The organism is Natrinema salifodinae, from assembly GCF_900110455.1.
Classification (GTDB): domain Archaea; phylum Halobacteriota; class Halobacteria; order Halobacteriales; family Natrialbaceae; genus Natrinema; species Natrinema salifodinae.
Map to the genome: position 1 here is coordinate 101,641 of NZ_FOIS01000005.1, position 12,879 is coordinate 114,519.

The following is a 12,879-nucleotide window of genomic DNA, read 5'->3' on the forward strand; positions in this document are numbered from 1 at the left end:
AAAGTATTCGTATTAATACTTATGTATGGGAACGGAACACGAGAGCTCGAGCTCGAAAAACCGCTCACTCGATGATTTCGGGAAAACGATTGGACGATCACATTTCGGCCGTACGGGGCAGTAAACAGTGTTTTACCGCCACACCGACGCGCACGATACGTACTGTTATCCGCGATGGCTCCGGTGTGTCTATCTGGTAACGAGATAACATATCATTTCACCCAGTACATATCGAATTAATATGATAAATTCTATACAGAGGTGCGTTGGGGCCACATATGGAGTGGCAGAAGAGAACAATTGCCACACAGAGGATTACGCATGACAACCACACAAATCACGGACGAAGCCCAGCGCCAACTCGTCCGCACGCTCGGCGTCGAGCGGGCGAACGACGGCAATCAGCTGACGGTCAAACGCTTACGTGAGGCGATCGACGCGGAGACCGATCCCGCGTTCGCCTCCATGGGGGAATCGATACGAAGCGACCTCTCGGGAAAATTGGACATCGAGGTACTCGAGGACGGATTGGAGGAACTATCGGCTCAGATCGAACGGCTCCCGGACGTTCGCGAACAGGGGATTCCCGACGGCGAGACGGAGCCGGAAGTCTTGTACCGCGAACTCGTCGACCCCGGGTGGCAGGTCTACGATCACCTCGTGGACGTCGACTTCTTCGAGAGCCTCGAAGCGAACCTACCGCGGTTCACGCCGGAGCACATCGAGACGACGACTCACGAACTGATCGGTTCGGACGCGCTGACCGAGGAACTCGCCGCATTGGGCTTCGACGAGCGCGAGCGGATCGCGCTCGTCACGGACGTCGTCAATAACAACACGCGTCTCGCCCGCTGGGTTCCGACGAAGGAGATCCCGACGGACGTCGAGTTCGGCGTCGAACACGTCCCGCCGCTCCACCAGCGGGCGACGGGCGGCGCCTTGCTGTGGATCAACGCGCTCGACGTCCACCTGTGGCAAAACCGCGTTCTCGTCACCGACGAGATGCTGGACGACGGCTACTGGGACGTCAAGGCGCTGCTCGGCGGACTGTACCTGATGGCGAAAGCGGCGCTCGAGGTCGCACGCGGCGACGAACTGACCGACTCCCAGTTGACAGCCGCGATCACCGCGAGCGCGGCGATCACGATCGTCAACCAGGAAGAGATCTGCAAGAACGTATTCTGGATCACGGAAGAAATGCGCGCACCACCGAAAGCGAGGTAATTCACAATGTCACTCGAAGAAGATAGGGCCGTACAGGCCGCGAAAGACACGATCGTCAGAGAAACGGACCAGGGTTTCCGCGTCCTCGGCTCGCCCGAGAAATCGGTCACGCACCAACACGACATCGACCGCATCGAGGAGTTCGACGTCACCGACGAGATGATCATGGAGTCGGGCGAGAATCCCGACGCCTGGCTCACCTACGGCGGGAACTACGAGCAACACCGCCGGACGACGGCCGACGTCATCACGCCTGAGAACGTCGAGAATCTCGAGGTCGAGTACATCCTCGACGTCGGGGCCGGGTCGAGCATGGAGGGGACGCCGCTGATCGTCCCCGGCGATCCGCCGGTCATGTATCAATCGAACGGGCCAAACCACGTCAAGGCCATCGACGCCCGCGAAGGCGAGATCCTCTGGAGCTACACGTACGCCGTCCCCTCGGACGTCGTGCTCTGTTGTGACGATAACAACCGGGGCGTCGCCGTCCGCAACGACAAAGTCTTCATGACGACGCTCGACTCGGGCGTCGTCGCCCTCGACCGCTACACGGGCGAAGAGGTGTGGTACACGTCCACCGCCGACCACGAAGAGGGGTACTCGGCGACCTGGGCACCCGTCGTCTACGACGGAATGCTCTTTACCGGGAGCGCCGGCGGCGAATACGGCGTTCGCGGGTTCCACAAGGCGCTCGACACCGAGACCGGCGAGGAGCTGTGGCACACCTGGACCTCCTCGGAGGACGAGTGGGTCGGCGACAGTATCAACCAGTCCTGTGCGACGAACTGGATGAACGCGACGATCGACGTCGAGAACCGGCAACTGCACCTGCCGATCGGCAACCCCGGTCCCGACTTCGACGGCTCCGTCCGTCCGGGTCCGAACCGGAACAGCTGCGGGACGCTGACCCTCGATATGGACACCGGCGAACGGGTGTGGTCCCACCAGGAAGTCGCCCACGACGTCTGGGACTACGACTCCGCGGCGCCGCGGATCCTCATCCGGGACTTCGAGATCGAACACCGCGACACGACGACCGACGTCGTCGTCTCCGCGGGCAAAACGGGGTGGGTCTACACCATGGACGCCGACACCGGCGAGCTCATCGAACGGAGCGAACCGGGCGTCCAACAGCTGAACATGTACCGGATGATCCCGCACATCGACGAGGGTCGACGGATGCCGTTCATGCCCGGCGCGATGGGCGGCAACGACTGGCAGCCGCCCGCCTACAACCCCGAGACCGGGCTCGCGTACATGAAGATGAACAACTCGCCCCAGGAGGCCTGGTGGCGCTTCGAAGAGTACGAGGAGGGCAAGAAGTACTGGGGCGGCATCTTGGAGGACCAGACCGAGGCGGTCCCGGACGAGTACAACGAGAAGATCAGCGCCATCGTCGCGATCGACCCCGAGACGGGCCAGCGCGTCTGGCGCGATTGGATCGAGAGCGACGCCTACATCTGGGGCGGCCTGGTGACCACCGAAACCGGCGTGGTCTTCACCGGCACCCAGAACGGGGACTTCATCGCCTACGACGGCGAAACCGGCGACCGGCTCTGGGAGTACGACCTCGGCGAGGCGTCGATCGCCGGGAGCCCGATGAGTTGGTACGACCCGGCGACCGAGAAGCAGTACGTCGCCATTCAGGTCGGCGGCAGCGGCTGGCTCCGACGGGGCGCCGGCGGCCGCGACACCCGCCTGGCCGTCTTCTCGCTGCAGGGGTAGTCGGACCCCTGCCGCGATCGTCGCAATTTTTCGTTTTTGGCGGAGCGTTGAGACGAGACGGGACGGTTCGCCAGTCGTGAACGGCGGTGCGCTTGATCGACGGCTCGACGAGCGCGCGACGGCACTGAGGTGGATCGGCCTCGCCTGGTCGCTCGAGTTGCTCGAGCGGCTCGCCGGCCCAGATTTCGAAATTTACGCTAGCGCCCTGGTACGTCCAGACGAAACCAAGCGGGAATTACTTCGCCGTCGATCCTCCGTCCGATTCGGTGGGCGGATCGAGCGACGCAGGGACTCGCGACGCCGTCCGGGTAATCATACAATTCTCGAGGACTCGCCGCGAAAAATTCACTAAAGATATTTACACGTCTATGTTGAGTGTGACCGTATGCCAGTGTGTGATCACTGCGGCGAGGAGCACTCGTTGCCCGGGTCGTACATGAGTCACGTTCTCACGTGCGCCGGCGGTAACGGGACCGCGCCCCCGAAAGAGTCCGTCGAGGTCGCGGAACCGACGCCCGACGGAGACGCGAACGGATCGACGGTACCGACGGCCGAGTTAGACGCCGAAGACGCGGCGGCGCCGACGCTCGACGGGCACGTCCAACGGGTGGTTTCGGAGCAGTTGTCCGCCGTCGAATCCGAGATCGAACGCGTCTCGGCGGACCTCGAGGAACTCGAGAAGTTCGCGACGATCAGCCTCGGGGAGCGACGGCTCAGCCAGACCGAGGAAAACCTGTCCGAGTTCTCGACGTCGCTCACGGAACTCTCCGAACGGACCCTCGAGAAGGTTACCGACCTCGAGGCCCGACTCGAACTGCAGGAGATCGTCCTCGCGACCGTCCTCGAAGCGCTCGCCGAGGCCGACGTCGAGGCCGACGTTTCGGCGATTCGGGACTACCAGCGGGACCACGTCGTCACCGAACAGTCGTCGTCCGAACGGCTCGAGACGGCGATCGACGCGGTCGAGTCCTGAGCCCGATCGACGACCGGTCCCACCGAATCGGTCGAGGCCCTCGAATCCTCAGCCCCCTCGCATCGCGATCGTCGGCGGTCGCCGCGGCGGATTCGACGGATCGTTCCGGTCGGTCCGGTTCAGCGGCTACACTTCTCGGACGCCGATGACCCGATCCTGCAGGTACTCCAGGTGCATCGCGTTATAGACGAGTTTCACCTCGTCGCTCGCCGGGACCGCCTGGCAGGTGAGGACGATCCCTCGCTCCTCAACCTCGTCCTCGGTGAGGATGAGATCCATGTCCATCGAGAGATCGCCCTCGTACACGATCCCGGCGCAGTTCGCACACGAGGCCGCGCGACACTCGAACGGCCAGTCGAAGCCCTGATCTTCGGCCGCGTCGAGGACGTACCGTCGCCCGCGGACTTCGATCGTCCCGTGATCGGCGTCGTCGAGGTCGGCGTCGGCGGCTTTCTCGAAGAGGTCCTCGTCCTCTATCTCCCAGCCGTGTTCGTCGAGTACCTCGTAGTTGAGGTATTCGACGGTTCGAACGGGGCCGTCGGTACCGTCGCTGCCGTCACGTTGCTCGGCGTCCTCGCCGAGGCGGACGTTGGGGAGATCGAGTGACATGCGATACCGATCAACACGATATTACTTAGTTTCGCGGGTGCTTCTCGCCGGTCGCTCGACTCGCTCGGATCACTCCCGGCCGCGTTCACCGCCGTCGAACGGATCGATCGGCTCGCCGCGTCGAGCACTCTCGCCTGGCGACGTCCCGTCGGCCGCTTCGAGGGCCCGTTCGAAGTGCTCGTTCGTTAATTCGAGTTCCCGCACGTCGGTCCGCCTGTCTCGCCCGTCGGTCTCTCCCTCGACGTACTCGCGGACGGCGGCCGTCGCCGCCCGACGACAGAGCCCGTCGATGTCGGCGCCGACGAATCCGTCCGTTCGAGCGGCCAGCGCGTCGAGCTCGACGTCGGACGCGAGCGGTCGGTCGCGGAGGTGGATCTCGAAGATGTCCCGGCGCGCCGCCTGGTCGGGAGCGCCGACGGAGACCTCTCGCTCGAACCGTCCCGTCCGGAGCAACGCGTCGTCAAGGCGGTCCGGCCGGTTGGTCGTCCCGATGACCACGACGTCCTCGAACTCTTCGAGTCCGTCGAGTTCGGTGAGTAACTGCGACACCACGCGCTCCCCGACGTCGGACTCCCCGGATCCGCCGCGCGCGCCGGCGATCGCGTCGATTTCGTCGAACACCAGGACGGCGGGCGCGTTCTCTCGGGCCTTCCCGAAGATCTCGCGGACGGCCTTCTCGGACTCGCCGACGTACTTGTCGACGAGTTCGGGCCCCTTTATCGAGATGAAATTCGACTGCGCCTCGGTGGCGACCGCTCTGGTCAGCAGCGTCTTCCCGGTCCCCGGCGGGCCCGAGAGAAGAATCCCCGTCGTCGGCCGCAGCGAGACTCGCTCGAAGGCGTCGGGATACTCGAGGGGCCACTGCACGGCCTCTCGGAGCGTCCGTTTCGCCTCGGAGAGGCCGCCGACGTCCGCCCAGCCGACGTCGGGACCCTCGACGACCACCTCCCGCATCGCGGAGGGTTCGATCCCGTGCAGCGCCGTTTCGACGTCGGCGTCGACGATCTCGACGGCCTCCGGGCGGTCGATCGAGAGCTCGGTATCGGCATCGCCAGGCGAGGATGACCGCACCCGCCGCAGCGCGCACATCGCGCTCTCCCTGACCAGATTCTCGAGGTCCGCGCCGACGAAGCCGTGCGTGGACTCGGCGTACCGCTCGAGGTCGACGTCGTCGCTCAACGGGACGCCTCGCGCGTGAATTTGAAGGATATCCGCCCGCTCGTCGGCGTCGGGAACGCCGACCTCGATCTCGCGGTCGAACCGCCCCGGTCGGCGGAGCGCGGGGTCGACCGCGTCGACACGGTTCGTCGTTCCTACGACGACGACCTGCCCCCTGTCGTCCGCGCCGTCGAGCAGCGAGAGCAACTGGGCGACGATCCGGCGCTCGACGTCCCCGCCGACGTCCTCGCGCTTCGGCGCGATCGCGTCGATTTCGTCGACGAAGACGATGGCGGGCGCATTCGCCGCGGCCTCCTCGAAGACCTGCCGAAGTCGCTCCTCGCTCTCGCCGTAGTACTTCGAGACGATCTCCGGCCCGGAGAGCGTCTGGAAGTGCGCGCCGACCTCGTTCGCCATCGCCCGAGCGAGCAGCGTCTTGCCAGTCCCCGGCGGTCCGTAGAGGAGGACACCCGTTGGGGGATCGACTCCGAGCCGATCGAAGAGATCGGGGTGGCGCATCGGTAGCTCGATGACTTCGCGAACCCGCTCGAGTTCGTCGTCGAGGCCGCCGATCTCGTCGTACGTTACGCCCGTGTTCGCCGACGCGGTCCGTTCGGGGTCGTCGACGGTCGACGGCGACGCCGGCTCCGGAGCGACGACGATCGAGGTCCACTCCTCGACGCAGACGTAGGCGGACGGTTCGACGTCGACGATTTCGATCGGAACGCGCCGAGACGGCGCACTCGAACCGGGCTCGGCGGCGACCGACACCGTCGTCGTCTGGCCGCTCGAGAGCACCCGGCCGACCAACGCGTCCCGCTGCGAGAGCGCGAGCGCCTGGTCGGGATCGACGTCGTCGGGCAGCGCGATCTCGACCCGTTCGGCCGATCCGACGTCGGCCGGTTCGACGGAGACCGTCTCGCCGGCGGTGACGCCGAGCGTCTCGGCGAGTTCGGGCGCGAGCCGGATCGTCCGCTCGTCGGCCTCCTCCGACGGCCGTGCCGTCACCTCGGCGACAGCGGACTCGTCGGCCGGCCCCTTCAGGACGACGTAGTCGCCCGACTCCAGGCCGAGGTCGGCCATCGCGTCCCGTTCGACGACGGCCGTCGGCTCGCCTGGTCGATTCGCGACGAGTGGTTTGACCGTGAGTTTCATTGAGAGCGTGCTGTTTGATATCGTGTCACGTTCGAACGCAAGAACGTTTGGGTCGGGGTCCTCGTCGACGCCGCGAATCTGCGGCGGTATCGCAGTTGCTCACTGAACTCAACCTCGCGTTCGGATGCGATCTACGCGAGTCGCCGATCGTCAGTCGTCAGAGTCCATCGCACTCGGTCTCAGTTGCGCTGATTTCGACGGCGGAACCGACACAGTCGCCAGTAATGCGATAGCCATCAGACTCAGGCTCCCTCTTCGCTCTCCGGTTAGTCCTCGAACGTCCGTTTAGGGCGATCCCGTGGGCCTTCGCCGAACGGCGTGCTGATGCCGGCCTCGAGTGCGGTGAGACACTCCTCTACGGAATACGTTCGCTCGCCGACTGTACAGGGGACGACGCATCGAAGCGTATCGGCTTCGTAGACGGCCAGACACACGATCGGAACTCGGATTTCCACGGCCGGTCGGCGACTCAGCAACGACGCGGTCTCGCGGCGCGTAAACGCCGGCCGGAGCGTATACCCCTCGCGGTCGGCCCACGCCTGAAACGAATTGACCGTGAGCGTCACCGAGGGCCCCGAATCGCTGAGTTCCTCCAGCGCAGGCCGTACTGGCGACCACGTCTTTACGCGCACCTCGTCGACCGTTCCGCCGTCCTCCAGGCGACGTGCTCGAGAAACGAGGGATCTGAGCCGTTCCACAACGGCGGGACACGTGTGCGTTTGGAGGAACACCTCGACTCGAACCGATTCCGACGACGTGGCGGACTCACCGCTCATCGGCGTGTCCTCGGCCGCTCCGGCGTCGCCGATTCGGAGGCGGGGCGGGGAGCCCGATTCCGTCCCGTATCGAATTCGTTCGAGAGGATCGGGCCAGTGCCGGCTCTCGGAGCGATATCCGCGTCCATGACTCTCTTCCTCCCCTTCGGTCAATCAGTACATCTCTTGAGATGGCATGCCGTACTTACCCCGCCGTTGCGTGATACCCGCACCGCGAAATACCCGATTTATCAGCGTTCTCTGCGATTCGATATCCGGCAGCTCTCGCTGCGCACATCACCGAGTCGTCGGTCGCTGGGGTCTCAGACCCCTTAGTGCGAAGCAAAAACGGTTCCGCGGACTACTATAACTCGCTTTCCCGGAGAATCCGCCGTCCCGACTCCACGAGTCGGCGTCGCTGCGTCCGCGCGGGCTCGTTGTACAGGACGCCGTCTCGTTTGACGATCTCACCGTCGACGAGAACGGTATCGACGTTCGCAACCCCCGTCTGGAAGACGACCGTTTCGACCGGATCGTGCACCGGCGACGTGGCGATATCGTCCGTCCGAACGAGCGTGACGTCCGCCCGCTTGCCCGGCGTCAGCGATCCGATCTCGTCGTCCAGGCCGAGCGCCCGGGCCCCGTCGATCGTCGCGAGTTCGAGCGCGCGCCTGGCGGGCAGGGAGACCGTTTCGATCTGTTCGTTCCGCTCGACGGTCGGTTGATTGTCGAGGGCCCGCTGGGTCTGGAGCGCCAGCCGCGCCTGGGTGAACAGATCGCCGCTGACGTTGGAGACGATGTCGACGCCGACCGACGGAACCCCGCCCCCGTCGAGGGTCTCCCGGAGCGCCGGCATTCCCATCCCCATCTGCATTTCGACCTCGGGCGTGATCGACACCGACCCGCCGGAGGCGCCGATGCGCTCGAACTCCGCCTGCGTGAGGCGGTTCGCGTGCACGTAATTGAGGTCGTCGCCGAGGAGGCCGAGCTCGTCGAGCGTCTCCACGCCGCCAGGCCCGAGCGATCCGATGTGCATGGAGGCCGGAATACCGAGTTCGCGAGCGAGTTCGATATCGTGCGCGACGACCTCGTCCGTCGAGTAATCCGGACCACGAATCCCCATCGCCAGCGTGAGTCGCCCGTCGTCGGCGGGGAAGCGTTCGCGGTGGAGTCGACGGACGTCGTCCGGATGCGGTTCCGCGCTGTTCTCCCACCACGTCGCGCTGTCGTCGCCTGGCGGCCCGTGGGCGAACACCGCTCTGATACCGGCGTCCTCGAGCCCGTCTATCGCGCGGTCGGTGTGGTCCGGTGAGTTCGCGATATGGAACCAGTCCAGAATCGTCGTCGTCCCGGCGTTGAGCTGTTCGACGGCGCCGAAGAGGTTCCCGAGGTACGCGTCGACGGGACGATAGTGGCCGCTGATCTCTCCGAGCATCGTCTCCAGGTATTCGTCGAACGACCAGTCCCCCGCAACCCCGCGAACGCCCGCTTGCCACGTGTGGAGGTGTGAATTGACGAACCCGGGCAGGACGATCGCATCGTCGGCGTCGATGACGTCGGCGGTCGGCGCCTCGATCGACCGTTCGATTCGCTCGATCGTTCCGCCGTCGACGAGTACGTCGGCATCGCGTTGGATACCGAGTTCGGGATCGACCGTCACGACCGTCCCGTTCCGGATGACGATCCGCTCGTTCGCGTCGCCGTCCGAATCGGCCTCCTCCGACTCGTCGGCGTCGGCGCTCCCGAGAGCAGCGACGGTCAGCGCCGTCGCACTCCCGAGTTTGAGGTAGTTCCGCCTCGATACTCCGAACGTGTGGGTACCGGTGGGTCTTCTCATGGTAGCTCCGCGAGTCCCAGTTCAGGACGGGCCGAAATAGGATTGCATTCGGAACATACCAACTCCTTTCGTCGCGCGTTCACGTTCCGACCCCGCGAGCGGCGAGTGCCGACTCCGGTCAGTCGTCGGCCCTATCAGTTGTCACCCTCGTCAGTCGTCGCCCGCGATATCCGGTGATCGGGAGCGATCGAGCGGTTCGTTCGAGAGGAACGTCGTCACGAGCCAGGCTTCGGCGCGCGTAATGCGGTACTGGAACGTCGAAATCGGGATCCCTTCGGCTTCGGCGATTTCTTGCAGGGAGCACCGACGGGGCGACTCGTAGTAGCCGTACTCGGCAGCGAGTTCGAGCGCCTGGCGTTGCTGGTAAGGAAGATCGGCGCCGGAGACGCGGTCGGTGTGCCACGTCGGCGAGTGATCGAGTCGCTCGAATTCGAGGTCGAGTCCGTCGCGAAGGTTGTCGCTGAGGTCGTCGTAAATCGGACTCAGGGACGCTTCGTCCTCCGCGAGGAGCCGCCACCTGTATTCATTGCCGTGTTGTTCGGCCCGGCACAAGACGCCGTCGTCGAGGTGTTTCGCCGCGAGATACGGAATCGACCGGCAGCCGTCTCCTTCGGATTGGCGAGAGTAAATGACTCGGCTCGTCGGCCCTTCGGAGAGCACTTCGTGCGTCCAGTCGAGTCGACAGCCACCCATTCCGCGTAGATTGGAGCAGCGAGAGAGGTTCTCGATCCGCCGATCGTACGCTGAGAGAGCTTCTCGGGGTCCCGTCACTTCGTCCACCCGCCACATCGTCTCGGTCGAGGCGTGACACGAAACGGTTCGCGAGTACAGCCCGGAGTGTCCGATAAAGACGTCCATCAGATCGTCCGCTCCACTCTCGTACGTGACCGTAAACGCGAACTCCTGCATGGAACGGCTGTTTAGTCAGTATTACCATGAAACCCACGTTAGAATATAGAACTGTGCCAGTGTATTGTTCAGGTGGATTGGTGAAATAACTCGAGACGCAGCCTAGTACGGGATAACTACCGAACCGATCCGTTCGGTTGCTTCCGCGCCGCGCGAGCGCGGTTACTGCGGGTAACGATGCTCGGTGCGACGTCGGTACCGACCCCGAAATTTCGTATATCGTTATTTGATTCATATATTTGTGATTGCGCTATAAGGGGCGTGAGATCCCCAAAAACGAGCGATAGTGGAAATTGAGGGGACACTGTACTAAACACACATTTAGTGCAGTGGATTTACTAGGGCCGGTACTGTATGCCAGAGATGAATGTCCGATTTGACTGAAACGGCAGTGCCTACCCGGCGAACGCCCGTCGAGGACGCTCTCGGACGATACTTCGCGAGTCTGAACGCCGGCGGTACGATCGACACGCTCCGCTGGGTTCTCGAGAAGGGCGAGCAATCGTTTCTCACCTATCTCCGCGAACGTGGCGTCGAATACATCGACCAGATCGACGTCAAATGCTGCCGAGACTGGGGGATGGAACTGCGAACGCGGTACATCGACGACGACCTGAAAGCCTCGACGGCCCACAACTACTTTCGGTATACTCGCGCGTTTCTGTCGTTTTGCGTTCGCGATCAGCTGCTCGAGCGCAACCCCGCGAAAACCGGCGCAGCCGAGGAATTCCTTCCCGAAGATACGGGGAAGCGTGACCGGCAATTCTGGCGCGCTGATGACCGTGAAGCGCTTCTTACCCACGTCTCACGGCGGGTCGACCGGTCGTTCGACGACGAGTCGATCGACACCGAACGAGCTTACCGCGACCGAGCGATCGTAACCCTGCTCGCACTGGCCGGAGTCCGCGGGGCCGAGATCTTCCGCGATCCGAACGACGAGCGTCGGAACGGGTGCATCTGGGCCGACGTCGACCTCAAAAGCGGTGAACTCGAGGTCTTCGGCAAGTCCCGCGAGTACGAGACGGTCGGCCTCCCGACGAAGGCACGAACGGCGCTCGCGCGGTATCGGAAAGCCGTGGATCCCCCGACCGAGACGTGGCCGGTGTTCCCGACGGGTCACTACAACTCGAAACGAAAGGCGCTGATCGACGCCTATGACGCAACGACCGTCGAACGATGGCTTGAGGCCGACGGTGATCGACCGAACACGGCGATCGTCGACGACCGCTTGCGCAAAACGGAGGTTCCGCCGCCGGCGCTGTCGAAAAACGGCGGTCGACGCGTGATGCAACGCCTCTGTGACGAGGCGAACCTCGAGATCGACGGTGAGTATCTGAAACCACACGGCGGCCGTCGCGGGCTCGGCCACGAACTGTACGCCAGCGGTCGGTCGGAGTATGCACAACAGGCGCTGCGCCACCAATCGATCGAAACGACCCACGACGCCTACAGCGATATCAAAAGTGAAGACGTGGCGAATACGATCGACGAAGTTATGGATGCTACGGGAGAAGGCCAGTAATCCTCGAATTCGGTCGAATCCGGTACAATGTACCCTGCTGACCGGAAGCGGAAAATGGCACTCCGAAGTACTGGTGTTTGTCCATTTGACGGATGTGGGCGTGAGCAGTTAGCGGCGGGCTCGATGAACCGGGGGCAGCGTGCGAAAACAGATGTGGTGAGCCGTCCGCATTCATAAATTAATAAGGGCTATACACAATCCGCCCCCCTGCGGGAACTGCTCGGCTCCGAACGATCGATTCGGGAGTCGCCGGAGAGATCGAAGTCTCTTAGTCGAAATCGCCGGTAGCCGTGTGCATGCACCTCGAGACGAGTTCCTGGTCGGAACTGGAGGAGGCAGCACCGACGGCGGCGCTCGTCCCCGTCGGCAGCACGGACCTCACGCGCCGGTCGGGACCGACACGATCATCGCTCGAGCGATCGCCGCTGACGCCGACCGAGAGTGGGACGGCGACTCAGTCGTGCTCCCGGCGCTGCCGGTGGGTATCGCGCCGTACCACGGACGGTTCCCCGGGACCCTGTCGGTTTCGCCGGAAACGCTTCGCGGGTACGCCCGCGACATCGTGGAGTCGCTATCGGATTCGAGTTCGAGTATCGAAACCGTCGTGTTCGTCAACGGGCACGGCGGCAACGGCGAGACGCTGTCGCACCTGGGCCGCGAACTGACCGAGTCGACGTCGGTCGATCCCGACGTGTACCGCTGGGAGTGGATGCGCGCCGTCGACGACCACGTCGGTCACGCGGGCGAACTCGAGACGTCGGTCTTGCTTTACCTGTGCCCCGACGACGTCGGTGAACCGGTCGACGGCGACGCGACGGCGTGGGAAAATACGGTCGACGGCGGAGTCGTACACCAGTTCACCGACGAATTCAACGAGAACGGCGCTGTCGGCGACGCGACCGATGCGTCGGCACAAGTAGGCGACCGGACGTTCTCGACGGCGGTCGACGCGCTCGTGTCGTTTCTCGACCGGGTCGATAGCCCAGCACGGTAGTCGGCATTGTCCTCATCG

The 12,879-nt window shown here is 64.0% G+C and carries 10 protein-coding genes; 5 read left to right on the forward strand and 5 right to left on the reverse strand.

The genetic code is table 11. The features are described from left to right. The first annotated feature begins 321 nt into the window (after positions 1–321). The 3 genes from BMY29_RS18720 to BMY29_RS18730 all read left to right on the forward strand — a co-directional run bounded on the left by BMY29_RS18720 (position 322) and on the right by BMY29_RS18730 (position 3,922). Entirely contained in the window at positions 322–1,224 is a 903-nt protein-coding gene (locus BMY29_RS18720; protein WP_049989167.1) for a hypothetical protein, read from the forward strand. A gap of 6 nt (positions 1,225–1,230) precedes the next feature. After that, positions 1,231–2,949 carry a pyrroloquinoline quinone-dependent dehydrogenase gene (locus BMY29_RS18725; RefSeq protein WP_049989168.1) on the forward strand — a complete coding sequence of 573 codons (1,719 nt, stop codon included), beginning with the start codon at positions 1,231–1,233 and terminating at the stop codon, positions 2,947–2,949. Positions 2,950–3,334: 385 nt separating this feature from the next. After that, a complete protein-coding gene (locus BMY29_RS18730; protein WP_049989169.1) occupies positions 3,335–3,922 on the forward strand; it encodes a hypothetical protein in 588 nt (195 codons plus the stop codon). Positions 3,923–4,048: 126 nt separating this feature from the next. Here BMY29_RS18730 and fer read toward each other — a convergent pair whose 3' ends face one another. From fer to BMY29_RS18755, 5 genes are all read right to left on the reverse strand, one after another. After that, positions 4,049–4,531 (reverse strand): ferredoxin Fer, encoded by a 483-nt coding sequence (gene fer / locus BMY29_RS18735; RefSeq protein ID WP_081985422.1) that lies wholly within the window; start codon positions 4,529–4,531, stop codon positions 4,049–4,051. Between the two features lie 69 nt (positions 4,532–4,600). Further along, the gene (locus tag BMY29_RS18740; protein ID WP_049989170.1) at positions 4,601–6,844 is read right to left on the reverse strand and encodes a CDC48 family AAA ATPase; all 2,244 of its coding nucleotides are present in this window, start codon (positions 6,842–6,844) and stop codon (positions 4,601–4,603) included. Between the two features lie 266 nt (positions 6,845–7,110). Then, on the reverse strand, positions 7,111–7,620 hold the full coding sequence (locus BMY29_RS18745; protein WP_049989213.1) for an HTH domain-containing protein: 510 nt from the start codon (positions 7,618–7,620) through the stop codon (positions 7,111–7,113). 343 nt (positions 7,621–7,963) lie between these two features. Next, positions 7,964–9,436, reverse strand: coding sequence for an amidohydrolase family protein (locus BMY29_RS18750; RefSeq protein ID WP_049989171.1), 1,473 nt, complete (start codon positions 9,434–9,436; stop codon positions 7,964–7,966). 150 nt (positions 9,437–9,586) lie between these two features. Beyond that, positions 9,587–10,345: a helix-turn-helix domain-containing protein gene (locus tag BMY29_RS18755; RefSeq protein WP_049989172.1), complete on the reverse strand. Its 759-nt coding sequence runs from the start codon at positions 10,343–10,345 to the stop codon at positions 9,587–9,589. Between the two features lie 391 nt (positions 10,346–10,736). Between BMY29_RS18755 and BMY29_RS18760 the strand changes: the two genes are divergently transcribed. Both BMY29_RS18760 and BMY29_RS18765 read left to right on the forward strand, forming a co-directional pair. Next, positions 10,737–11,867 carry a tyrosine-type recombinase/integrase gene (locus tag BMY29_RS18760; RefSeq protein WP_241471254.1) on the forward strand — a complete coding sequence of 377 codons (1,131 nt, stop codon included), beginning with the start codon at positions 10,737–10,739 and terminating at the stop codon, positions 11,865–11,867. 292 nt (positions 11,868–12,159) lie between these two features. Then, positions 12,160–12,861 (forward strand): creatininase family protein, encoded by a 702-nt coding sequence (locus BMY29_RS18765; RefSeq protein WP_241471255.1) that lies wholly within the window; start codon positions 12,160–12,162, stop codon positions 12,859–12,861. Positions 12,862–12,879 lie beyond the last annotated feature (18 nt).